Annotated in this window: 20 protein-coding genes; 11 read left to right on the top strand and 9 right to left on the bottom strand. The window is 61.4% G+C overall.

Annotated elements, in window-relative coordinates:
* Positions 1-11 precede the first annotated feature (11 nt).
* The 7 genes from ACZK13_RS21070 (at position 12) to ACZK13_RS21040 (ending at position 10756) form a co-directional block, all read left to right on the top strand.
* The gene (locus tag ACZK13_RS21070) at positions 12-1217 is read left to right on the top strand and encodes a tyrosine-type recombinase/integrase (protein WP_253143495.1); all 1206 of its coding nucleotides are present in this window, start codon (positions 12-14) and stop codon (positions 1215-1217) included.
* Between the two features lie 159 nt (positions 1218-1376).
* Positions 1377-1709: an HVO_A0114 family putative DNA-binding protein gene (locus tag ACZK13_RS21065; RefSeq protein WP_253143494.1), complete on the top strand. Its 333-nt coding sequence runs from the start codon at positions 1377-1379 to the stop codon at positions 1707-1709.
* 28 nt (positions 1710-1737) lie between these two features.
* Entirely contained in the window at positions 1738-3375 is a 1638-nt protein-coding gene (locus tag ACZK13_RS21060) for an ATP-binding protein (RefSeq protein WP_253143493.1), read from the top strand.
* A gap of 216 nt (positions 3376-3591) precedes the next feature.
* Entirely contained in the window at positions 3592-5151 is a 1560-nt protein-coding gene (locus tag ACZK13_RS21055; protein WP_049399031.1) for a type I restriction-modification system subunit M, read from the top strand.
* Positions 5148-6347 carry a restriction endonuclease subunit S gene (locus tag ACZK13_RS21050; protein ID WP_049399032.1) on the top strand — a complete coding sequence of 400 codons (1200 nt, stop codon included), beginning with the start codon at positions 5148-5150 and terminating at the stop codon, positions 6345-6347. Before ACZK13_RS21055 ends, ACZK13_RS21050 begins: the two co-directional genes overlap by 4 nt.
* 1 nt (position 6348) lies before the next feature.
* Positions 6349-7665, top strand: a complete 1317-nt coding sequence (locus ACZK13_RS21045; RefSeq protein ID WP_080355117.1) for an AAA family ATPase — start codon at positions 6349-6351, stop codon at positions 7663-7665.
* The gene (locus tag ACZK13_RS21040) at positions 7658-10756 is read left to right on the top strand and encodes an HsdR family type I site-specific deoxyribonuclease (RefSeq protein ID WP_049400338.1); all 3099 of its coding nucleotides are present in this window, start codon (positions 7658-7660) and stop codon (positions 10754-10756) included. Before ACZK13_RS21045 ends, ACZK13_RS21040 begins: the two co-directional genes overlap by 8 nt.
* Before the next feature lie 8 nt (positions 10757-10764).
* On the opposite strand, the gene ACZK13_RS21035 is transcribed toward ACZK13_RS21040, so the two are convergent.
* Both ACZK13_RS21035 and ACZK13_RS21030 read right to left on the bottom strand, forming a co-directional pair.
* Entirely contained in the window at positions 10765-11631 is an 867-nt protein-coding gene (locus tag ACZK13_RS21035) for a phage integrase N-terminal domain-containing protein (protein WP_478482134.1), read from the bottom strand.
* Positions 11632-12208: 577 nt separating this feature from the next.
* Complete coding sequence (locus ACZK13_RS21030; protein ID WP_239669697.1) at positions 12209-12817, bottom strand: magnesium and cobalt transport protein CorA; 609 nt, start codon at positions 12815-12817, stop codon at positions 12209-12211.
* A gap of 200 nt (positions 12818-13017) precedes the next feature.
* Here ACZK13_RS21030 and ACZK13_RS21025 point away from each other — a divergent pair, with 200 nt between their 5' ends.
* Positions 13018-14133, top strand: coding sequence for a glycerophosphodiester phosphodiesterase (locus ACZK13_RS21025; RefSeq protein ID WP_253143490.1), 1116 nt, complete (start codon positions 13018-13020; stop codon positions 14131-14133).
* A gap of 145 nt (positions 14134-14278) precedes the next feature.
* Here the strand turns inward: ACZK13_RS21025 and ACZK13_RS21020 are convergent, their stop codons facing one another.
* Both ACZK13_RS21020 and ACZK13_RS21015 read right to left on the bottom strand, forming a co-directional pair.
* On the bottom strand, positions 14279-15049 hold the full coding sequence (locus ACZK13_RS21020; RefSeq protein WP_253143489.1) for a rhomboid family intramembrane serine protease: 771 nt from the start codon (positions 15047-15049) through the stop codon (positions 14279-14281).
* Positions 15050-15155: 106 nt separating this feature from the next.
* Positions 15156-16118, bottom strand: coding sequence for a TerC family protein (locus tag ACZK13_RS21015; RefSeq protein ID WP_049400341.1), 963 nt, complete (start codon positions 16116-16118; stop codon positions 15156-15158).
* Between the two features lie 369 nt (positions 16119-16487).
* On the opposite strand from ACZK13_RS21015, the gene ACZK13_RS21010 reads away from it, so the two are divergent.
* Together ACZK13_RS21010 and ACZK13_RS21005 are read left to right on the top strand one after the other, a co-directional pair.
* On the top strand, positions 16488-17654 hold the full coding sequence (locus tag ACZK13_RS21010) for a class I SAM-dependent rRNA methyltransferase (protein ID WP_478482532.1): 1167 nt from the start codon (positions 16488-16490) through the stop codon (positions 17652-17654).
* 124 nt (positions 17655-17778) lie between these two features.
* On the top strand, positions 17779-19020 hold the full coding sequence (locus ACZK13_RS21005) for a dipeptidase (protein ID WP_182266965.1): 1242 nt from the start codon (positions 17779-17781) through the stop codon (positions 19018-19020).
* Positions 19021-19112: 92 nt separating this feature from the next.
* On the opposite strand, the gene ACZK13_RS21000 is transcribed toward ACZK13_RS21005, so the two are convergent.
* From ACZK13_RS21000 to ACZK13_RS20980, 5 genes are all read right to left on the bottom strand, one after another.
* Complete coding sequence (locus tag ACZK13_RS21000; protein WP_032128498.1) at positions 19113-20540, bottom strand: amino acid permease; 1428 nt, start codon at positions 20538-20540, stop codon at positions 19113-19115.
* A 177-nt stretch (positions 20541-20717) separates the two neighbouring features.
* Positions 20718-21407 (bottom strand): suppressor of fused domain protein, encoded by a 690-nt coding sequence (locus ACZK13_RS20995; protein ID WP_219629534.1) that lies wholly within the window; start codon positions 21405-21407, stop codon positions 20718-20720.
* A gap of 5 nt (positions 21408-21412) precedes the next feature.
* Positions 21413-21841 (bottom strand): hypothetical protein, encoded by a 429-nt coding sequence (locus ACZK13_RS20990; protein WP_049400345.1) that lies wholly within the window; start codon positions 21839-21841, stop codon positions 21413-21415.
* Entirely contained in the window at positions 21838-22467 is a 630-nt protein-coding gene (gene leuE / locus ACZK13_RS20985; protein WP_005411716.1) for a leucine efflux protein LeuE, read from the bottom strand. The genes ACZK13_RS20990 and leuE overlap by 4 nt, the downstream gene beginning before the upstream one ends.
* A gap of 15 nt (positions 22468-22482) precedes the next feature.
* Complete coding sequence (locus tag ACZK13_RS20980) at positions 22483-23454, bottom strand: LysR family transcriptional regulator (protein WP_121504956.1); 972 nt, start codon at positions 23452-23454, stop codon at positions 22483-22485.
* A gap of 91 nt (positions 23455-23545) precedes the next feature.
* Here ACZK13_RS20980 and ACZK13_RS20975 point away from each other — a divergent pair, with 91 nt between their 5' ends.
* Positions 23546-24553, top strand: a complete 1008-nt coding sequence (locus ACZK13_RS20975) for a zinc-binding alcohol dehydrogenase family protein (protein WP_049420932.1) — start codon at positions 23546-23548, stop codon at positions 24551-24553.
* Positions 24554-24625 lie beyond the last annotated feature (72 nt).

The following is a 24625-nucleotide window of genomic DNA, read 5'->3' as shown; positions in this document are numbered from 1 at the left end:
AAGGAAGGTCCATGTCTCTCACAGACACCGCACTCAAGGCGCTCAAACCCCGGGACGCCTCATACATCGTCAGCGACGATCGCGGGCTGTACGTCGAAGTGCTGCCGAGTGGCAGCATCGTCTGGCGTTATCGCTATCGGCTGAGTGGCAAACGCGAGAAGCTCACTCTGGGCAAGTACCCGGCCCTCACCCTGAAGAATGCGCGCCTGAAACGGGACGAGGCGGCGCATCTGGTGGCGCTGGGCCAGTCTCCGGCGCAGAAAAAGCAGCAGGAGAAGGTAACCGGCGCAGAAGACGCCACCGTGGCCGAATTCGCCGAACGCTTCTTCAAGGACATCCAGTCACGCGACCACAAGAACGTGACCATGCCCCGCCGCTACCAAGAAAAGGACATCCTGCCGCATATCGGCAGCAAGCCGATCCGGGACATCACCGCCGAGGATGTGCGCAGCGTCATCTGGCGCAAGAAGGAGCAAGGCTTCGATGCCGCCGCCGGCCAGGTGCGCGGCCTGCTCAAGCGCATGTTCGACTACGCACTGACCTGCGGCCTGATCCAGGCCAATCCGGTCATGGCCCTGCCAATGCGGCACGTCTACCGCGCCGCCGCCCGCGACCGGGCGCTGACGCCAGACGAAATCCGTCAGTTCCTGCGAGCCATGCAGACCTCCAACATCCGCCGCCAGTTCAAGATCGCTTTCCAGTTGATCCTGATGACGCTGGTGCGCAAGTCCGAGCTGATGCTGGCGCAGTGGAAGGACGTGCATCTGGACGAAGGCGAATGGCACATCCCGGTCGAGAATTCCAAGACCGGCAAGCCGCACATCGTCTACCTGTCCACCCAGGCGCAGACGCTGTTCAAGGAGCTCAAGCCGCTCGCCAGCAGCAGCGTCTGGGTGTTGCCGGGCCGTGGCTCCCTGGTCAAGCCCTTCGCCAGCAATGCGCTGAACCAGGCGCTGAAGGTGTCGTTGCAGGGGCAGGAGATCCCCGCCTTCACCATCCATGACCTGCGGCGCACCGCATCGACATTGCTGCACGAACAGGGTTGGCCTTCGGATGTGGTGGAAAAGGCGCTGAACCACACCATCGGCGGCGTGCGGGGCGTCTACAACCGGGCGGAGTACGCCGAGCAGCGGCGGGAGATGTTGCAGGCGTGGGCGGATTACATCGACGGGTTGGTGCCGTCGGGAAATCTGGTGATCGGTGCTGGTTCGGCTTGAGGGTGGCTTTTTCCTTTTCGGGGTAGGGCCGTTGTCTCTTAATCGCTATTCCCTTGCCTTTTCCCCCTTTGGTTGCAAAAGGGCACCGCCATCTGCAACCGAGGCATCTTTAACGGCGATGATTATCACGCACTGATATAATTATCAAAGAGACATGTCATGGACCTCACGATCATGAAGCGTTGCATTGTCGGCGTCCGACAGCCAGATAGACCACCCCAGAAAGGGAGCGAGATGCCAAGCATCTGGTTTCCATCCCTGGCATCGCTGGCTGCTGTGCTTTCCGATGACAACCGCCGTCTGCTGCGCCTCATTCACGACAGGCAACCCAAGTCCCTTACGGAACTGGCCGAACTCAGCGGGCGCAAGGTGCCGAACCTGTCGCGCACGCTGCGAATGATGGCGGACTATGGGCTGGTTTCCCTGCAACGCAATGTCCGGGACGTTCAGCCAACCGCGTTGGCGACCGAATTCCTGGTGGTACTGGATTGATGGACACGGACATGAAGGGGGTCTGCTGATGAGCCAGGAAGGGCAACTGCTCGACCGGAAGTCGCTGCGCGCGGTGTTGGGCAAGACAGCCGACTGGGGCGAACTGGTCAAGGACTGCGTGGCTTTCGCCAATGCGACGGGCGGCCACCTCCTGATCGGTATCGAGGACGACCAGGATCAGCCGCCTGCAGGCCAGCAAGTACCGATAGACCTGCCGGACACATTGCGGCGCAAGCTGGCCGAACGCACGGTCAATGTGGTGGCGCTCCCCGACATCGTGACCGCCGCCAATGGCGGCCAATATATCGACCTGACTGTCCCGCGCGCTGCTGCTGTCGCCTCGACCACCGACGGCCGTTACTTCCTGCGCGTCGCAGACCAGAGCAAGCCGGTTACCGGTGACGAGGTGATGCGTTTGGCAACCGAGCGCAGCGCGCTGCCCTGGGAAACCCAGACCACCCTGTACATCCCCCGCGCGGAGCGCGACACCGCCCAGTTCAACCGCCTGCTGAACGCCCTGCGCGCATCCGACCGCGTCAAAGCATCTGTCAAGGAAAAGGATGATGAGGAACTGCTTGATCACTACCAGCTTGCACAAGGCCAGTACCTGACCCACCTCGGCATCCTGTGCATCGGCAAGCAGCAGCACCGGGCGCAACTGGCAACCGCACCAGTCATCCAGTTCATCAAGTACGACGAACATGAGCAGAAGGTCAACAAACTGCCTTGGGACGACCACACGTTGAACCCGATGGAGCTGATCGAGGCCGTCTGGCAGGGGGTGCCGGATTTCCGGGAGCGTTATGAACTGCCCGATGGCCTGTACCGCCAGAACGTGCCTGCATTCGATGAGATCGTGGTGCGCGAATTGCTGGTCAATGCCCTCGTACATCGCCCCTACACCCAGCGAGGCGACATCTTCCTGAACCTGCACCCTGACCGGCTTGAAGTCGTCAATCCTGGCCTGCTTCCCTTGGGCGTCACTCCACAAAATATCCTGCACACGACGGTACGCCGCAACGAACACCTTGCGCGCCTGTTCCACGACCTCAAGCTGATGGAGCGGGAAGGCAGTGGCTTCGACAAGATGTTCGAGGTGCTGCTGTCGCAAGGTCGGCCCGCGCCGGAACTGTCCGAACGGCATGATCGCGTGCAGGTGACGGTGCACCGTCGCATCATCAAGCCCGAAGTCATCGACTTCATTGCGAAGGCCGACCAGACCTATCAGTTGACCCAGCGCGAACGCATCGCTCTGGGGTTGCTGGCGCAACATGATGCCCTGACAGCCCGGGAACTGGCCCAGGCGCTGGAGCTTCCATCGGTCGAATCGCTGTCCGCGTGGCTCAAACGTCCGCTGGAATGGCAGCTGGTGCGTAGTGTCGGCCGAACCCAGGCCACGCGCTACTTCATTGATCCGGAACTGTTGCGCAGCCTGGACTTCTCCACGTCCACCACGCTCAAGCGCATCGAGCCGCACCGCTTGGCAGCACTTGTACTTGAAGATTTGCAGCGCTATCCAAGGTCTGCGATCAGTGACATACATAAACGCGTTGGCGGGGAGATTCATCCCAAGCAAGTCAAGCGCGCGCTGGAAGAGCTGATCGGGCGCGGGGAAGTCCGCTTTGAGGGTGACAACCGCTGGCGGCGGTACTGGGCCGTGGCATGACCAGTCTATCGGACAACCTGCGTTCTATCGTCGATAGATGGGCGATAAAAGCTGAGCGATACGTCGGCATTCGCCTGAAGAATCAAGGATTTCTATCGACCCAAGGCGAAGAAAGCCGGGAGATAGACCTCGGCCCTCTTGCCGTAACAACTCATTTCCTCCAGTTCAAGCGTTAAGCCTGAGCCGGACCCAACGAATCAAAACTGGACTTTTAAGATGACAAGCAACGAACAACGCACCGCACTACAGCGCAAGATCTGGGATATCGCCAATGACGTCCGCGGTGCCGTCGATGGGTGGGACTTCAAGCAATACGTGCTGGGCACCCTGTTCTATCGCTTCATCAGCGAGAACTTCATCGACTACATCACCGGCGGTGACCCTTCTGTCAATTACGCCGCCATGGCAGACAGTGATCCGAACATCGCGGCCGCCAAAGATGACGCCATCAAGACCAAGGGCTACTTCATCTACCCCAGCCAGCTCTTCGTCAACATGGCGGCCAACGCCAACACCAACGAGAGCCTGAATACCGATCTGGCCAACATCTTTTCCGCCATTGAGGCCTCCGCCAACGGCTACCCCTCCGAACGCGATATCAAAGGCCTGTTTGCGGATTTCGACACCACCAGCAACCGCCTGGGCAACACCGTCAAGGACAAGAACGATCGTCTGTCCAAAGTGCTCAAACGCGTGGCGGAGCTGGACTTCGGCGGTTTCGATGCCAGCCACATCGATCTGTTCGGGGACGCCTACGAATTCCTGATTTCGAACTACGCGGCGAACGCGGGCAAGTCGGGCGGCGAGTTTTTCACGCCGCAGCATGTGTCCAAGCTGATCGCCCAGCTGGCCATGCACAAGCAAACCAGCGTCAACAAGATTTATGACCCCGCCTGCGGCTCTGGCTCGCTGCTGCTGCAAGCCAAGAAGCACTTCGACCAACACCTGATCGAAGACGGGTTCTTTGGGCAAGAAATCAACCACACCACGTACAACCTGGCGCGGATGAACATGTTCTTGCACAACGTGAACTACGACAAGTTCAACATCCAGTTGGGCAACACGTTGGAGGAGCCGCATTTCGCTGACGACCGGCCATTTGACGCCATCGTCTCCAACCCGCCGTATTCGGTGAAGTGGATCGGCAGCGACGACCCCACGCTGATCAACGACGAACGCTTTGCCCCGGCCGGCGTACTCGCGCCAAAGTCCAAGGCCGACTTTGCCTTTGTATTGCACGCGCTCAGCTACCTCTCCAGCAAAGGCCGCGCTGCGATTGTCTGTTTCCCCGGCATCTTCTACCGGGGTGGGGCTGAGCAGAAAATCCGCCAGTATCTGGTGGATAACAACTACGCGGAAACCGTGATCTCGCTCGCGCCCAACCTGTTTTACGGCACAACCATTGCGGTGAACATTCTGGTGCTGGCGAAAAATAAGAAAGACACCACTACTCAGTTCATCGACGCCAGCGGGCTATTCAAGAAAGAAACCAATAACAACGTCCTGCTGGATTCGCATATCGAGCAAATCATGGCGGTGTTCGACAGCAAGGAAAATGTCGATCACTTTTCCAAATCGGTGCCCTTGGAGCAGGTGGCGGCCAATGACTACGACCTCTCGGTCAGTAGCTACGTGGAACCCGAAGACACACGTGAAGTGGTGGACATTGCTCAGCTCAACGCCGAGCTGAAATCCACTGTCGCCAGGATTGACCAGCTTCGGAGGGATATTGATGCCATCGTCGCTGAGATTGAAGGCGAGGAGCTGGAGGCATGAGCGACGTGAACTTCTTGGTCAAGATTTTGGACGAAGCTGATGTTCAGTGGCGGCCACTGGGAGAAATCTCGTCTTTCTACGGGGGGCTTACTGGAAAAAGCAAGAAAGACTTTGAGGGAGGATGTGCCAAGTATGTAACGTACAAAAACATCTTCGCAAATTCAAGCATTGATTTTTCCTGCCTTGAAAATGTGAAGGTGTCAGAATCAGAAAAGCAGAACAGCATTAAGATTGGTGACGTTTTGTTCACTGGATCTTCCGAAATTGCGGAAGAAGCCGGTATGTCCTCGGTGGTCGTCGAGGATTTCGAAGGTCCGATCTATCTAAACAGTTTTTCTTTTGGGGTCAGGTTCAACCAAGACGTCCCTCTGAGTCCGGGCTTTGTGAAGCATCTTTTTAGAAGTAGCTTCATGCGGATGGAAATTGCAAAAACCGCAAGCGGCGTCACTCGCTTCAATATTTCCAAAGAGAGGTTTAGGAAGATACAAGTACCCATCCCCTGCCCCGACAATCCAAAAAAATCGCTTGAAATCCAAGCCGAAATCGTCCGCATCCTGGACGCCTTCACCGAGCTGACCGCCGAGCTGACCGCTGAGCTGACTGCCCGCAGGAAACAATACAAATACTATCGTGATCAGTTGTTGAGTTTTGACGATAGTGACGTTGAGTGGAAGACCCTGGAAGACGTTACAAGAAGTATTGCATCAGGACGAAATAAGGATCGAGCCACAGATGGTCCTATCCCAGTCTATGGATCGACAGGTTTGATCGGGTTCACTAGCGAAGCAGCATACTTGGGCAAAGTACTTCTGGTTGCGCGCGTCGGTGCGAATGCCGGGCGAGTTAATGCAGTGTCCGGAACCTTTGACGTATCCGACAACACGCTCATAGTTCGCCCCAAAGATGAATGGAATATTCGTTTCGCATTTCATCAACTAACGCAAATGAATCTAAATCAGTACGCAGTGGGTGGTGGACAGCCTCTAGTGACGGGCGGCCTTTTAAAAGGATTAAAAATCCCATTTCCTTCAATGTTCGAGCAACAGCGTATTGCGGGCATCCTTGATAAGTTCCACGCCCTAACCACATCCCTAACTGAAGGCTTGCCCCACGAGATCGAGCTGCGCCAAAAGCAATACGAGTACTACCGTGATCTGCTGATGAGCTTTCCAAAGCCGGAAGAGGTGAAGGCATAACATGGGAAAGACACTCGCGCAGATTGCGCAACAGCTACAAGATGCCAACAAAAAGGTGCAACTAATCTATGCATTCAACGGATCAGGCAAAACTCGGCTATCCCGGGCGTTCAAGGATTTAATTGCGCCAAAGAACTCCGAGGATCACAACGGAGGAGAAGTAGACCCGCCGCGGAACAAGATACTTTATTACAACGCGTTCACTGAAGACTTATTTTACTGGGATAACGACTTAGACAGCGACATTGAACCCAAGCTTAAGGTTCAACCGAATACTTTTACGGACTGGCTAATAACGATACTCCAAGATTTGGGTGAAGACGGCAACATTGCATCAAACTTTCAACGGTATACGAGCAGCAATACCAATCCGGTATTCAATCAAAGATATACAAAGAAGATTAGAAATTTTGACGAACAAGAGATTGACTTGGTCGTGCCAGCCTTTTCGGAAATTTCTTTCCAGGTGCCTATCAATAAGCCTGTTGTCGCCGCTCAAGCCGATTCGGAAGCAAGTGTTGTCGATGCCCCAATTCAGGGCCAATACGAAATAATAAAAGTCTCCAAAGGCGAAGAAAGTAATTTTATTTGGAGTGTTTTGTATACGCTTTTGGAGCAGGTTGTATTGATACGTAATGAGGGGAATGTAGCAAATAGGATCACCGATAAATTCAACAGCTTGAAGTATGTTTTTATCGATGACCCGGTAAGTTCATTGGATGACGGTCATCTCATAGAACTTGCTGTTGATTTGGCTGGACTAATTAAAAAAAGCGCCTATGTTGATGGCCATGGATTGAGGTTTGTGATAACAACGCACAGCCCTCTTTTTTACAACGTTTTGCACAATGAGCTTAACAACGATTTAAAAAAACGCAATCAGGATGGCAGTTCATCCTGGATTTATAAGCGTGGGCAATCTGAGAAATACAGGCTGGAGAAGAAGGCCGATGGAAATTTTGATTTAATCACGTCTAATGACCACCCTTTCTCTTATCACTTGTTCTTGCTGGCGGAATTGCGATCCGCCATAAAGGACGGACAGATAAAGAAGTATCACTTCAATTTCTTGAGAAACATTCTCGAAAAGACGGCGACATTTCTGGGTTATCTACGATGGGAAGATTTGCTTCAGACGACTTCAGATGGTGTGCCGGACCCATTTGCAAACAGAATCCTGAATCTGTCTAGTCATTCTGCACACGCAGGTGAAGAAGTGGCTGAGATAGAAGAATCTGATAAGGAAAGGCTTGCTCAGCTGGTTTCATTTTTAGGCGACACCTACCGTTTCAAAAAGCAGGAGGCCGAAAATGTTTGATTACAAGGCCATCGCTGAGTCCAAGAACTTCATCGTCCTCGACCAGTACACCCGGGAGTGGAAGGTCTCTGAGCACTACCAAAGCGAAAGCGATCTGGAGCGCGAGCTGATCCAAGATTTGGTCAATCAGGGCTACGAGTTCGCTCAGTTCATCAGGACCCCTGTCGATCTGCTGGCCAACGTACGCGTGCAACTGCAGGCGCTCAATGCCGTGCAGTTCACCGACGGTGAATGGCTGCGGTTCGTCGAATCTTGGCTGGACAAGCCCAGTGATGGCATTGTCGAGAAAACCCGCAAGATTCACGACGACTACATCCACGATTTTGTCTTTGACGACGGGCGCATCCAGAACATCTACCTGCTGGACAAGAAAAACATCACCCGCAACAAGGTACAGGTGATCAAGCAGTTTGAGCAGGCAGGCACGCACGCCAACCGCTATGACGTGACCATCCTGGTCAATGGCCTGCCACTGGTGCAGGTGGAACTGAAAAAGCGCGGCGTGGCGATCCGGGAAGCCTTCAACCAAGTGCACCGCTACAGCAAGGAGAGCTTCAACAGCGAGCACTCCCTGTTCAAGTATCTGCAACTGTTCGTGATCTCGAACGGCACCGACAGCCGCTACTTCGCCAACACCACGCAGCGCAACAAGAACAGCTTCGACTTCACCATGAACTGGGCGAAGGCGGACAACAGCTTGATCCGCGACCTGAAGGACTTCACGGCCACTTTCTTCCAGAAGCACACGCTGCTCAATGTGCTGCTGCATTATTCGGTGTTTGACGTCAGCAACACGCTGCTGGTGATGCGGCCTTACCAGATCGCCGCCACGGAACGCATTCTGTGGAAGATCAAGAGCAGCCATCAGGCCAAAAACTGGAGCAACACAGAAAGCGGCGGCTTCATCTGGCACACCACCGGCAGCGGCAAGACCCTGACCAGTTTCAAGGCCGCGCGCCTGGCCACCGAGCTGGACTTCATCGATAAGGTGTTCTTCGTGGTAGACCGCAAGGATCTGGACTACCAGACCATGAAGGAATACCAACGCTTCTCGCCGGACAGCGTGAACGGCTCGGATAGCACGGCAGGCTTGAAGCGCAACTTGGAGAAGGACGACAACAAGATCGTCGTCACCACCATCCAGAAGCTCAACAACCTGATGAAGAGCGAGGCAGACCTGCCCATCTACGGCAAGCAAGTGGTGTTCATCTTCGACGAGTGCCACCGCAGCCAGTTTGGCGAAGCACAGAAGAACTTGAAGAAAAAGTTCAAGAAGTTCTGCCAGTTCGGCTTCACCGGCACACCCATCTTCCCGGAGAACGCTTTGGGTGCCGAGACCACAGCGAGCGTGTTTGGCCGTGAGCTGCACTCGTACGTGATCACCGATGCCATTCGCGACGAGAAGGTGTTGAAGTTCAAGGTGGACTACAACGACGTTCGTCCGCAGTTCAAGGCCATCGAGACCGAGCAGGACGAGAAGAAGCTGAGTGCAGCCGAAAACAAGCAGGCCCTGCTGCACCCGGATCGCATCCGCGAGATCACCCAGTACATCCTGAACAACTTCCGGCAAAAGACCCATCGCCAGCATGCGGGCAACAAGGGCTTCAACGCCATGTTTGCCGTCAGCAGCGTGGATGCTGCCAAGCTGTACTACGAGTGCTTCCGCGAGTTGCAGAAGACCAGCGAGAAGCCGCTGAAGGTGGCCACCATCTTCTCGTTCGCCGCCAACGAAGAGCAGGACGCGATTGGCGACATCCAGGACGAGAACTTTGATGTCTCGGCCATGAACAGCAGTGCAAAGGAGTTCCTGAGCGCGGCCATCGCCGACTACAACGCGCTGTTCAAGACCAACTTCAGCGTGGATAGCAACGGCTTCCAGAACTACTACCGCGATCTGGCCAAACAGGTGAAGGCCAAGGAAATCGACCTGCTCATCGTGGTGGGCATGTTCCTGACTGGTTTTGATGCGCCCATGCTCAATACACTGTTTGTCGACAAGAACCTGCGCTTCCACGGACTGATGCAGGCCTACTCGCGTACCAACCGCATCTTTGACGCTACCAAGACCTTCGGCAACATCGTCACGTTCCGCGATCTGGAGCAAGCGACCATCGACGCCATCACCCTGTTCGGTGACAAGAACACCAAGAACGTGGTGCTGGAGAAGAGCTACAAGGAGTACATGGAAGGCTTCACCGATGCGGCTACCGGCGAGGCACGGAGGGGCTTCAAGGATGTGGTGCAGGAGCTGGAAGAGCGTTTCCCCGACCCTGCGGCCATTGAGAAGGAGGCCGACAAGAAGGCGTTTGCCAAGCTGTTCGGCGAGTACCTGCGCGTGGAGAACGTGCTGCAGAACTATGACGAATTTGCCAGCTTGAAGGAGTTGCAAAGCGTCGATCTGGCCGACGCTGCCGCAGTTGAGGCGTTCAAGGCCAAGCACTACCTGAGTGACGAAGATCTGACCGCGCTGCAAGCCGTCACGCTCCCGCCCGAGCGGAAGATTCAGGACTATCGCTCGACCTACAACGACGTGCGCGACTGGCTACGCCGAGAGAAGGCGGGGGCCGAGAAAGAGAAGTCCACCATTGACTGGGATGACGTGGTCTTTGAGGTGGACCTATTGAGGTCACAGGAAATCAACCTGGACTACATCCTGGAACTGATCTTCGAGCACAACAAGAAGACCAAGAGCAAGACTGAACTGGTGGATGAGGTGCGGCGTGTGATTCGCGCCAGCCTGGGCAACCGCGCGAAAGAAAGTCTAGTGGTGGACTTCATCAACCAGACCGATTTGGACCAGATCGGTGACAAGGCCAGCGTGATCGATGCGTTCTTCAAGTTCGCCCAGGCTGAGCAGCAGCGTGAGGCGCAGGAGTTGATCACTTCGGAAAGCCTCTACGCCGAGGCTGCGAAGCGTTACATCATCACCTCACTCAAGCGTGAGTTCGCCAGCGAAAACGGCACCGAACTCAACGCGGTTCTGCCCAAGATGAGCCCATTGAACCCGCAATTTCTGACCAAGAAGCAGACTGTCTTCCAGAAGATCGCGGCCTTTGTTGAGAAGTTCAAGGGTGTAGGTGGATCAATCTGAAAAGTAATCTATCGTCCAAGATACACCGCTGTAATCTGGATCCGCTCATGCCCAAGTTCTCGGCTGATTCTTTGCCGTGCGGCATTATCTTGGGCGAGTTGTTTGTGTGTCAGCGCCGCAGTCGGCGCCCCCCCCCCCGCCGCAGGTGCCTTCCACCCCGTTTGTGCCTCATATCGCATCTGCGCGTACCGATGCCGCAGTCCGTGCATGTTGCTCAGGCCCGCTGCCTTGCACTGGCCGTCGTAGGCATGCCGTTGCTGGATGTAGGTCTTGTGCGTCGGGATCAGCGAGCCCGAACCAGCTAGGCGGTGAGCATCGTCCAGCACCGCACGTTGTTCCGGCGTCGTGATCGGCACTGTCCGGTCGCGCCCACCCTTGGCCCATGACCCCTTGATGGCGATGTGATCCCCACGGTCGGCATAGCGGGGCTGGAACTTGATGGACTCTTCCCGCCGCAGGCCAAAGGCCGCTTGCAGGCGCAGGCTCATGCGAACGTGTGGATCGGAGATTCTGTCCAGTCCGTCGCCCAATTCCTTGGCCTTGCTTTCGTTGGTCACATAGCGACGGTCAGGGATGCCCAGCCTGGTGTTGTTCGTTGGCAGGATGCCTGCCTTGCCGACCTTCTCTGCCCACCAGCGCAGGTGCGCCATGCGGTTCTTGATCGTGCCTGCCGACAGGCCTTCGGCTTGCCAACGCTGCAACAGGGCTTCGACATGCTTGCCTTTGAGCGAGATGGCCCGCATCTGGCGGAAACCTGCTTCGCGCAGTTGGCGTGCGGCCAGACTCAGCGACCGTTGCCGGTCAGCCTGGGTGGCGTGGCTGCCGTCGCGGTTGCGCAGGCAGAGCTGGCGCAAGGTATAGGTCAGGTCGTCCATCGCGGCGTTGTTCCATCGGTTGTCGGGGCTGAGAAGCAAACGGTCAGTGTTTTTGCCAACTCGCCAAGGTGAGATCCCCGAAGGGCAAGGGCCAGGTGCTCAGTTCACCTGTGGCCTCGAATGAGGCGTCCGCCTTGCTTCCTGTGGGAAGGCCGGGCGGAAGAGTTGCAAGGGACAACAACGCGATGTGCTGGGATGGGTGCCTCCTGTTGTGCAGTGGTGGAAAGAAGCCGGCAGGTCGGGCGACCCGCGACGAGTGCCTGGAACGGCGGATGTGTGTTACGACGATGGCGAGACGAATCACGCCGAGGATGAGGAAGGCTCTGCCCATGGGTAGGGCGGCACACCAAGCGAGCCTGGGTATGCCTGGGATGGTTCCGTCCGGCGAGCCGGGTCGGCGCTTGCAGGAACCTGCGCCAGGGTTCCGGTGTTCATACCCACCGGCAGGTCGTTGCTGGGCCAGTGTGCCGGGGCATCGTCATGTGCGCAGCCATCAATGCGACGCCGCGCCAACCCGCATTCCTGCTGCATTTCGCCGGGCCGTCACTGCGGCGGGCAGTGACGGCCCCCGTCTGTCTCACGCCGAGCCCAGTGGCCCCAACCTTGCAGCAGCAGGCGTGTTTCCCGGGGCTGTTAGCAGCATTCCGCTGTCAGCCATGCACCCGATGATCTGTCCGATGGGCAGCGATGGGGTCTTCAACATGCGCCTGATCTGATCCAGATGCCGTTGCGCTACCTCGCGCGATGCAGGCTTTGCGGCTTGGCTGCTGGACGATGGAGAAAGAGCCGGCGGCGAGCCATGCTGGCTGTTGCTGACGGCCTGCACGGGTGTCTGCTGCGGGGTGGATTTGCGCGCCGCCCAGAGCTTGAACATGCCTTCCACGGCCTTCTTGATCAACCCGTAGAGGTAGGCGATGGCGTTGTGCACGCCACCTGATTCGCAGCGCACGTCCCACTCGGCCAGCACCGCCAGGCGTTGCTCCGGAGGCAAGCCCCTGAGACGCGCGGTGAGAACCCGCTGCTGATCCTGCGGCAGTTGCCGGAAGCGGGCTGGCACATCTGGCCCCGATACCCGCACTTCGGGTTGTGAGCGGTGTGTACGTACTTCTTTTAATACTTCTTTTTCTACGGCAAGTAAGGTCGGGGCCAGATCCCCGAAGGGATCTCTGACCCCGTCATCGATCAATTGCTCGGCTCATGCTCTGGCAGGTGCCAACCTTCGCTCTGGTAGGTGCCAACCTTGGTTGGCACAGGACGCCCGGGGTCATGGACGCCGACTGGCAGAGCGCCGACCAAGGTCGGCGACTACCGGATCCATGGGGTCCCCCGCCTGTCACATTGCCGCCGCATACTGACGCCCATCACATACCGCTTGGGGAAGTCGCAGTGAAGTCGTGGGGTTGTGCGTTGCTGTTGTCGCTGGCCGTGGCACCATCGGTGGCCATGAGTGCTGAATCCTCCACCCCGGCCGCGCACAAGGTGTCGGTCTATGGCCACCGCGGGGCAAGCGCACTGCTGCCCGAGCACACCCTGGCGGCCTATGCGCAGGCCATCGCCGATGGCGCCGACTACATCGAACCGGACCTGGTGATGACCAAGGACGGGGTGATGGTGGCCCGCCACGAGAACGAGATCAGTGGCACCACCGATGTCGCCTCGCATCCGGAATTCGCCAGCCGCCGCACCAGCAAGGTCATCGACGGGCAGAAGGTCGATGGCTGGTTCACCGAAGACTTCACCCTGGCCGAGCTGAAGACGCTGTACGCGCGTGAACGCCTGCCGGAACTGCGCAGCACCGCCTACGATGGCCAGTTCCGCATCGCCAGCCTCGACGAGATCCTGGCGTTCCTGGTGCAGCAGGCCGGCCGCGCCAACCGCGGCATCGGCCTGGTGCCGGAGATCAAGCATCCGACCTACTTCCAGTCGATCGGCCTGCCGATGGAAGACAAGCTGCTGGCCGCGCTGCGCGGCAATGCCTATACCAACGTGGGCCCGGTCACCATCCAGTCGTTCGAGACCGCCAACCTGCGCTACCTGCGCGGCAAGATCGGGCGGGGCAGCAACATCCGCCTGCTGCAGCTGCTTTGGAAAGGCGATACCCAGCCGGCCGACATCGCCAAGGCCGGTGGCAAGCTGACCTACGCGCAGATGATGACGCCGGCCGGACTGAAGGACATTGCCAGCTACGCCGACAGCATCGGCCCGGAGCTGCGCTCGATCATTCCGCTGGACGCCAAGGGTGCACTGGGGACACCGACCACGCTGGTACAGGACGCACATGCAGTGGGCCTGATGGTGATTCCGTATACCTTCCGCCCGGAGAACCATTTCCAGGCCAGCAACCTGCGCAAGGGCGCCGACAACGCGCGCAATGCCGAGGGTTCGGTCGCCGAGATGCGCGCCTATCTGGCCACTGGCATCGATGCGTTCTTCACCGATGATCCGGCACTGGGCCGGCAGGCGGTGGATGGCATGGGCACGGCGGGGAATGCGGCGAACTGACCGGCCAATGCCGCCGGGCATGGCCCGGCGCTACCGGATGTGACGGAATGCTCTGGTAGTTGCCAACCTTGGTTGGCATGCAGCAGGAGCGCCGACCAAGGTCGGCCACTACTGGGTCATGAAGATGCCGGACCCCGTCACCCGATCAACCGCGCGGCTCGTCCGGCCGGCGGAACGGGATCACCACGTAGTCCTGGCCCTCGCGCGGCTGCCACAGCACCGGCACGCGCTGCGGTGACGGCGGCTCCAGCTCATCGTCGGGCAGCGGTTCGACGTCTTCTTCTTCGTCCTCCCAGCTGTAGCGCGGGCGCGGCGGCAGTGGGTCGGCGTTGCGGAACAGCAGCGCGGCGATGATGCCGGCGAAGGCACCGCCCATGTGCGACTGCCAGGACACGCCGTCGGCGTGCGGCAGGATGGTCATCAGCATGCCGCCGTAGAACAGCATGCCGATCAGGCCAGTGGCGATCGCCGCACGGTCACGGCGCAGCAGGCCGAGGCTGGCCAGCAGGAACATCAGGCCGTGGGTGACGCCGCTGGCGCCCAGGTGCACGCTGCCCGGATTGCCCAGCATCCACGCACCGATGCCCGAGCCCAGCCACAGCAGGGGCAGGGCGCGCACAGTGGCTTTCGGGTAGACGCTGCCGGCCAGCGTGCCGAGGATCAGGATGGCGATGCTGTTGGCGACGATGTGCTCGACCGAGGCATGCAGCATCGGGCCGCCGATCAGGCCAAGCAGGCCCTTGGCTTCCAGTGGCGCGACCGCCCACGGTCGCCAGTCGAACGTGCCCTGCAGGGCGAACACGGCCACCAGCACCAGCACGGCGGCCAGGCTGACATTGAACGCCCGCAGGATGCGCGAGCGGTCATTGCGGGGGGCCGGCACGTCGCCGGCGGGCAGGGGCGCGTTGTTGTTCATACCTCAGCAATGGCGGTGGTTGGCGCGAAACCAAGGCCACCGCTGCGGGAGAGTGGAAACGGCCGGCGGGACAATCCCACCGGCCGCGCCATCCAGCGGGTCAGGCTCAGGCCTGGCCTTCGCCTTCCTTCGGCGGGTACTTCAGGCTCAACACCACGGTAGCGGCGATGATCACCGCCACCACGCCCAGCGAGATCGGGGTCGGGATCTTGAACAGGTCGATGATCATCATCTTGATGCCGATGAAGCCCAGCACCAGCGCCAGGCCGTACGGCAGCAGGTGGAAGCGGTCGGCCATGCCGGCCAGCAGGAAGAACATCGCACGCAGGCCCAGCACCGCGAACACGTTGGAGGTGAGCACGATGAACGGGTCGGTGGTGATCGCGAAGATCGCCGGGATGCTGTCCACCGCGAAGATCACGTCGGTGACCGCGATCAGGATCAGTACCGCGAACAGCGGGGTGAACCAGCGCACGCCGTCGCGCTTCACGCTCAGCGCATTGCCCGCGTAATCCGGCAGCAGGCGCAGGTGCTTGCGCATCCAGCGCAGGGCGGGGTTGGCCTCCAGGTCCGGCTCCTGCCCGGCGGCGAACCACATCTTCCAGCCGGTGAACAGCAGGAAGGCGCCGAACACGTAGAGCAGCCAATGGAACTGGGTGATCAGCACGCTGCCGGCGAAGATCATGATCGTACGCAGCACGATCGCGCCCAGGATGCCGATGATCAGCACCTTCTGGCGCTGCTCCTCCGGCACCGCGAAGTAGCTCATGATCATCAGGAAGACAAAGATGTTGTCGACCGCCAGCGCCTTCTCGACCAGGTAACCGGTCAGGAATTCGAGGCCGACCTTGTTGGCCACCACCTGGCCCGCGGTCTCATTCAGGTAGTACCAGAGGCCCGCATTGAACAGCAGGGCCAGCGCGACCCAGCCGATGGACCACCACAGGGCCTCCTTGAAGGTGACCTTGTGCGGTCCACCATGGCGCATCAACACGAGGTCGACCAGCAGGGCGATGACCACCACCGCTGCGAAGCCGCCCCACAACCACACGTTACCGATCGTCTGCATTGGGAATGTCCGTTGGAAAGATGAATGCCAGGCCGGACGGCGAGGATCTGCAACGGAGGATCGGGAGGGGGATCCAGGGACAGAGCTTCGCCAGTACGGCGAAGGTCTCGCTCGCAGTTCCAGTCGGCTGGAACTGCCGTTGCACCGGAGCCTGCGGGCTCGAAATGACGGCGACAACGTCTGGGAGCTACTCCCCTTCTGGCGCCGATTCTGCGGCCTGGCCGGGCTGCCGTCAAATGCCGGGCGGCCGGGGCCCCCGCCCTGGTAGATGCCAACCTTGGTTGGCACGCATTGCCCGGGCCGTTCAGCAACGCCCGTCGCGCCAGCTCGACTCTACGAAAGCGCCCCCCGGCTACAATAGGTGGATGAATACCCCCTCTTCCGATTGTCCGCCTCAAGAATGCGTGGCGTTCCAGCCACCCGTGGATCTTCCAGAAACTGGTCGAGAAGCCGACCGTCCGGCCCAAGCCCGGTTCCATCGTCGACGTGGTCGGCGTGGACGGGGAGTTCATCGGCCGCGGGTTCTACAACGGGCACTCGCGCATTGCCGTGCGCATCCTCGAAACCGACCAGAACGTGCCGGTCGATGCTGGCTGGTTCTCGCGCAAGATCGCCCAGGCGGTGTCGCTGCGCCGTGAGGTGCTGAAGCTCGACGCGGTGTCCGACGCCTGGCGCGTGGTGCACAGCGAGGGCGATGGCCTGTCCGGCCTGGTGGTGGACCGCTACGGCGACTTGGTGGTGGTCGAATTCTTCGCCGCCGGCATGTTCCGCCACCGCGAGTGGATCTACGACGCCCTGCGCGAGCAGTTCCCGGGCTGCCGCTTCCACAGCTTTGCCGACGAGCACGTGCAGAAGCAGGAAAGCTTCGACTTCCACGGCAACACCACCACCGAAGCGGCGGTGATCACCGAGTACGGCATCAAGTTCCGCGCTGACCCGGCCGGTGCGCACAAGACCGGCTTCTTTGCCGACCAGCGCGAGAACCGCGAGTGGCTGAGCCAGCAGGTGGAAGGCAAGAGCGTGCTCGACCTGTGCTGCAACACCGGCGGTTTCGCCGTGTACGCAGCGGCGCGTGGTGCCACTGAAGTGGTCGGCATCGACATCGATGAAGACGTCATCCAGATCGCCAAGGGCAATTCGCGCCTGAACAACGTGCGCCCGAAGTTCGTCCAGTCCGACATCTTCCCGTGGCTGCGCGACGCCGCCAACCGCGGTGAGCAGTACGACGTGGTGATCCTGGACCCGGCGAAGATGACCCGCGACCGCGACCAGGTCATCACTGCGCTGAAGAAGTACCTGGACATGAACAAGCTGGCGCTGGGCGTGGTCAAGCCCGGTGGCCTGTTCGCCACGTTCTCCTGCACCGGCCTGGTGGCCGAGGACCAGTTCCTCGACATGCTGCGCCGCGCGGCCTATTTCTCCGGCCGCACGATCCAGATCCTGAAGGTGGCCGGCGCCGGTCCGGACCATCCGTTCATGGCCCACGTGCAGGAATCGCGTTACCTCAAGGCCGTGTTCTGCCGCGTGGTGGATTGATTTCCAGATGTAGAGTCGAGCGATGCTCGACTCGCGGTGCCTGATCAGTCGAGCACAGTTCGACTCTACAAATCCGCGGGCCGCAGCGCTATGGTCGGGCTCTTCCCATTGCCGGTGAGAGCCCATGCCATCGTTGCGCCACCTGTCCGTCGTGCTTGCCCTGGCGCTGTGCGCGCCGCTGTCGGCTCATGCCATCGAGTTCAGCGCACAGGAGCTGGCGCGCGCCAAGGCCCTGCAGCAGCGCCTGGTCACCCTCGACAGCCACCTGGATACGCCGGCCAATTTCGGCCGAACGGGCTTCGACATCGAGCAGCGTCACGACCGCAACGCGCTTTCGCAGGTCGACTACCCGCGCATGGTCGAAGGTGCGCTGGACGGCGGTTTCTGGGCGATCTACACCGATCAGGGCGACCGCAGCCCCGCCGCGCACCTCGCCGAGCGTGACCATGGCCTGCAGCGGCTGCTGGAGATCCGCGAAATGCTGGCGGCCAACCCCGAGCGCTTCGCGCTGGCATTGACCGCAGATGACGCGGCGCGGATCAAGGCCGCCGGCAAGCGCGTGGTCTACATCAGCATGGAAAACGCCAGCCCGCTGGTGGAAGACCCGAGCCTGCTGTCGTTCTACCACCGCGCCGGCCTGCGCCTGCTCAGCACCGTGCACTTCGCCAACAACGAGTTTGCCGATTCGGCCACCGACCCCAAAGGGGCGGAGTGGAAAGGCCTGAGCCCGGCGGGCAAGGATCTGGTGCGGCAAGCAGTGAAGCTGGGCATCGTGATCGACCAGTCGCATGCGTCCGACGCGGTGTTCGACGACCTGCTGGCGATGATGCCGGTGCCGTTCGTGCTGTCGCACAGCTCGGCCAAGGCGGTCTACGACCACCCGCGCAATCTGGATGACGCGCGCCTGCGCAAGCTGGCCAAGGCCGGCGGCGTGATCCAGGTGAACGCCTATGGCGGCTACCTGATCGACACCGCAAAGACGCCCGAGCGCAAGCAGGCCGAGGAAGCGCTGAGCAAGCAGCTGGGTGGCTGGGAAGGCATGGGCATCGAACAGGGCGTTGCCCTGCTGAAGGCCGAGCAGGCGCTGGACCACGAGCACCCGGTGCGCCATGCCAGCCTCGACGACTTCTTCGCCCACTTCGAGCACATCCTCAAGGTGGTCGGCCCCGAGCACGTGGGCATCGGCCTGGACTGGGATGGCGGCGGTGGCCTGAGCGACCTGCCCGATGTCAGCCAGCTGCCGAAGATCACCGCGTGGCTGCTGCGCAAGGGCTATACCGAGAAGCAGATTGCCGGCATCTGGGGCGGCAACCTGCTGCGGGTGATGCGGCAGGCGCAGGACTACGCTGCAAAGCAGGGCGGTTGACCGCCCTGCGGAAGTGCCGGCCGCTGGCCGGCATTGCCCGTATCAACAGGATGCGAGGTGCCGGCCAGCGGCCGGCACTACCGGTGATCCGGTTATTTCGCGATCAGCGCGTGGCGGCGGCTGTACAGGAAGTACAGCACCAGGCCGGCCAGGTTCCACAGCAGGAAGTACAGCTGGGTGCTGTGCGGCAGGCTGAGGAACAGATAGATGCAGCCCAGCGCGGCCAGCGGACCAACCACGAAGGCCAGCGGGGTACGGAAGGTACGTTCGCGGTTCGGCTCGCGCAGGCGCAGCACCACCAGGCAGATGCCCACGGCGGTGAACGCGGCCAGGGTGCCGGCATTGGCCAGCGCCGCGATCTCGTCCAGGCGGGCCACGCCGGCCAGCGCCGACACCACCACCGCGGTGAACAGCGTGGTCGCCACCGGCGTGCCGGTACGTGCGTTGACCTTGGACAGGCCACGCGGCAGCAGGCCATCGCGGCTCATCACGAAGAAGATGCGGCTCTGGCCGTACAGGAAGGCCAGCAGCACCGTCGGCAGCGCGATGATCGCGATCACGCCGATCACCATCGCCGCGGTCGGATGGCCCAGCTGGCGCATGATCAGGGCCAGCGGCTCGGCGCTGTGGCCGAACACCGCGTAGCTCATCGCACCGACCGCGGCCAGCGCGACCAGCACGTAGACGATGGTGCAGCCGATCATCGAACCGATGATGCCGATCGACAGGTCGCGGCCTGGGTTCTTGGTTTCTTCGGCGGCGGTGGAGATCGCATCGAAGCCGTAGAAGGCGAAGAAGATGATCGCTGCCGCCGCCATTACGCCGTGTTCGACGCCATCAGGGCCCATCGACTTGGCAAAGCCATACGGCATGAACGGCTGCAGGTTGGCGCTGTCGAAGGCGGGCAGGGCCACGGCCACGAAGATGGCCAGCGCGATCAGCTTGAACACCACCAGGATGGCATTGAGGGTGGCGCTTTCCTTGGTGCCGGCCATCAGCATGCCGGCCACCAGCCAGGTGATGACGATCGCCGGCAGGTTGATCATGCCGCCTTCCACGTGCGGGCCGGCTGCGAGCCACGCTGGCAGGTGCACGTTCCAGCCGAACTGGGTGTGGACCCATTCGAGGAAGCCGACGAAGTAGCCGGACCAGCCCACCGCGACCGTACTCACCACCAGTGAGTACTCCAGGATCAGGCTCCAGCCCACCACCCAGGCGAACACCTCGCCCAGCGCGCTGTAGCTGTAGGTGTAGGCACTGCCGGCGGCCGGCATCATCGTCGACAGCTCGGCGTAGGACAGTGCCGCACAGGCACAGACCGCACCGGCGATGGCGAAGGAGATCAGCACCGCCGGGCCGGCCAGGTTGGCACCGACGCCGATCAGCGTGTAGATGCCGGTACCGACGATGGCGCCAATACCCAGCGCGATCAGGTGCGGCCAGCTGAGCGTCGGGATCAGGCGCCTGCCGGCTTCGTGGACGGTGACGGAATCTAGGGACTTGCGCCGGAACAGGGACATGCAGGCCTCGGAAGGGGTGACTAAGAACGACAAGTTCCCGAGTGTGACCGAACGCAGCGCAGCATTACCACTGACGGGGGTCATACGAGGGTCAGATGCGTCACCGGCGCGGCTGTACTCCGAGCATTCTGCCGGAATCGGCACAAATGCCGACAGGATTCGAAATGATTCGATCCCTCAAGGCGAGCCGGGAGGCGCTTGAAGCGTGAGAGCAGGGGCCAGATCGATGCTGACCCGCTGCGGATCGACCACCGGCGCCGCACCTTGGGTTCTCAACTGGGCCACCAGCACTTCGAAGCCCTGGGCGCGGCCGAACGCATGCTCGTCCAGGGTCAACGGCAGCAGCTGCAGGAAGTCGAATCGTCCCGATGGCAGTTGCTGGGGTCCAGGAAAATGCAGTGACGGAACGAAGACGGCCGCCTGCAGCATGCTCCCTGCGTGATCCACCGGCCCCCCCAGCTTCAGCCGGTCCCATGGCGCCAACGGATTGCCGGGCATGCGTGAGTGGCACAGCAGCAGGTGGTACGCGGTGAACCAGCGCAAGGTGGTCAGTGCCCAGGTCGCTTCTTCCTGCGTCTCAAGCATCAGTTCGATGCCCAACCCCGAATCGCCATCTTCGTGCCGCCCTTCCCAGGGGTTGGACAGGCCGGAGCTGACATAGATCCAGTGCCTTCGATCACCGTGCGGAGGGCAGGCATTGACGCCGACATGCAGCCAGCGCGGGTCGATCTGGTCCTGCTTGAAGACGTTGCGCAGCAGATCCATGTCGATCGGATAGATCCCCGGCCCGGTATCGCCGAACAACCGCCGGTACAGCGTCTCCTCCCGATATTCCCAGCTGCGCTCCAGCAGGGTGTCGTCGTCCATGGTGCTCACTCGGCCACCTTGCCGGGCCAGCGGCAGCCGTCTTCCTGCCAGGCCTCGACGTCATCGTGGAAGGTGGTGCGACGTCCGTCGCGGCTACGCTCGTAGCTCAGGTCCAGCACCAGCGCGCCCTGCGTGCTCAGCAGGTAGCGGCCATTGAGGCGCCCGTTGATGCGCTCTTCCCAGACGCTGTCGAACTGGTAGGGGCGGTCTTCGGCCAGCACCGTGGTCTCCATCGAAACCCGGCGCAGCAGCAGGCGTTCGCGCTGCCCGGCATAGCGAACGTCGGCCTGGCCGTCATCCAGCCAACGCCATTCCAGATGGATGCCGTCATTGCGGCCGCCGCTCAGGCAGCGATGATCCTGCGCGGTGGCCGCCGGGGCGGTCGTGTTGGCCAGAAGCAGCAGGGCGCCCATCGCCGTCGACCAGGGTTTCATCCGTTCAGCCCCAACCGGATGCCGAACCCCACCAGGAACAGGCCGGCCACGCGGCGCAGCGCATCGCTGATTCGCGGGTGCTGGATCAGGCGGCGGCGGGCCAGGTTGCCCACGCCGATCAACATCGAGCAGTAGGCGATGCTGACCACCAGGATGATGCCCGCCAGCGCCGCGAAGGTAGCAATGCCCTGATGCGCCTTCGGATCGATGAACAATGGCAGGAAGGCCATGTAGAACAGGATCGCCTTCGGATTGAGCAGGCTGACCAGGATCGCCTGCTGGAAGTAGCGGCCCGGCTGCATGCGGATCGGGCCGGCGTCGCCGCCCTCGTGCTTCGGCGTGCGCAGCAGGCTGATGCCGACCCACACCAGGTAGGCCGCACCCAGGTACTGCACCGCGTGGAACACCAGCGGGTTGGCCTTGAGCAGCGCCGCCACGCCCGCCAACGCCAGCCACATCAGGATCTGGTCGCCGACCAGCAGGCCGGCCAGCGCGGTATAGCCACCACGCACGCCGCCACGGCCGGTGGCGGTCAGCAGGGTGAAGGTGCCGGGGCCGGGCAGGGCGAGAAACACCAGCACGGCGACCAGAAACGTCCACAGGTCCTGGATGCCCATCCACGGCATGGCGGCGTTCTCTTGTTACGGGGGGCCGCCATTGTCGGCCAGTGCCGCCGTTGGCGACAGGGGGCGGGTGAGGCCAGTGGGCATGCCAGACAGCAGCGGTTGCAGGTGCTGGCGCAGCTGCGCATGCAGTTGCCGTACCGCTGGCGAGAACTGCTTGCGGTGCGGGCATACCAGCTGCAGCGGGATGCTGCTGCCAACACCATCGAGCAGCAGCTGCAGGCGCCCGGCCAGCACGTCCTCGCGCAGGTCCAGCCAGGACTTGTAAGTGATGCCTTCGCCGGCCACGGCCCAGCGTCGCACTACATCGGCGTCGTCGCAGACCAGCGGACCGCGCACCGGAATCACGCTGCGACGCCCGTCGACCTCGAATGACCAGCGATCGTAGGCGCGGCCGTTGAGTTGATAGACCAGGCAGTCGTGCTCGCGCAGATCCTCCAGGCGGGTGGGCGTGCCACGCCGCTGCAGGTAGCCGGGCGAGGCGGCCAGCACGCGTCGATTGCCTTCCAGCAGCGGCAGGGCGACGTAGTTGGCGTCGTCGAAGTGGCCGATGCGGATGGCCACGTCGACCGGGTCGCGGAATACATCGGCCACCTCGTCGGACAGGCGCAGGTGCAGGCGCAGCCGCGGGTGCGCAGCTCGGAAGGCGCTCAGCCAGGGCAGCAGCAGGTTGCGGCCGAGGTCCGAGGGCGCCGACAGCTGCAGGGTGCCGTGCAGCTCGGTGTCCTCGCCCTGCACGCGCGCCTGTCCCTCGCGCAGGGTGGCCAGTACCTCCTGCGCATACGGCAGGTACAGCGCACCCTCGCCGGTGAGGCGCAGGCTGCGGGTGGTGCGCACGAACAGGCGCAGGTCCAGCTCGCGTTCCAGCCGCGCCACCGCCGCAGCGACCTGCCCGGGCAGCAGGTCGGCCTCGCGCGCCGCCTGCGAGAAGCTGCCCAGTGCGGCAGTGCGGACGAACAGCTGCAGATCGTCGAAGCGGATCATCTTCATTGCCAGAGTGAAAGTGCTGCCCGATTCTGCGCCTTTCTGCGGGAGCGCGTGCGGCGCAACCTGTCGCCTCCTTCCCCACTGGACCGCTGCCATGCGCGCCATTGCCTACACCCAAGCCGGCCTGCCGATCGATGATGCCCAGGCCCTGATCGACATCGAACTGGAGCTGCCGCAGCCTGGCCCGCGTGACCTGCGCGTGGCGGTACGTGCGGTGGCGGTGAACCCGGTCGACACCAAGGTCCGTCGCGGCGTGGCCACCGATGGCCCACGCGTGCTGGGCTGGGATGCGGTCGGCATCGTCGACGCGGTGGGCAGCGAGGTGACCCTGTTCCAGCCCGGCGATGCGGTCTACTACGCCGGCGTCATCGATCGCCCGGGCAGCAACGCCGAGTACCAGCTGGTGGACGAACGCAGCGTCGGCCGCAAGCCGGCCAGCCTCGACGATGCCGCCGCCGCCGCGCTGCCACTGACCGCGATCACCGCCTGGGAACTGCTGTTCGACCGCCTGCGCATCCCCGAGGGCGGTGGCGAAGGCCAGACCCTGCTGGTGATCGGCGCTGCCGGCGGTGTCGGTTCGATCCTGGTGCAGCTGGCGCGGAAGCTGACGAAACTGACGGTGATCGGCACCGCCTCACGTCCGGATACCCAGGACTGGGCGTACGCAATGGGCGCACACCATGTGATCGACCACAGCCTGCCGCTGGCCGAGGGCCTGGCGCGGCTCGGCATCAGCGAGGTGCAGCACGTGGCCAGCCTGACCCACTCCGACCAGCACTACGCGCAGATCGTGGAACTGCTGGCGCCGCAGGGCCAGCTGGGGCTGATCGATGATCCCGGCCAGGTCGACGTGATGGCGCTCAAGCGCAAGGCGTTGTCACTGCACTGGGAGTCGATGTTTACCCGGCCGCTGTACAAGACCGCCGACATGCAGCGCCAGCATGACCTGTTGAACCGGGTGGCCGAGCTGATCGACACAGGCGTGCTGCAGACCACCCTGGGCGAGCATTTCGGGCGCATCGACGCGGCCAACCTGCGGCGTGCCCACGCGCTGCTGGAGAGCCACCGCGCCAAGGGCAAGATCGTGCTGGAAGGCTGGTAAGGCCCGGTTTTTCCTGTGGAGCCGAGCCTGCGCCCGGCTCTACAGCGTTTCATCCACGCATGGCGTGGATCA

Source organism: Stenotrophomonas sp. 99219_Sma, assembly GCF_056480785.1.
Note: the sequence above shows the minus strand (reverse complement) of the source record. Positions and strands in the feature narration are given on the sequence as shown.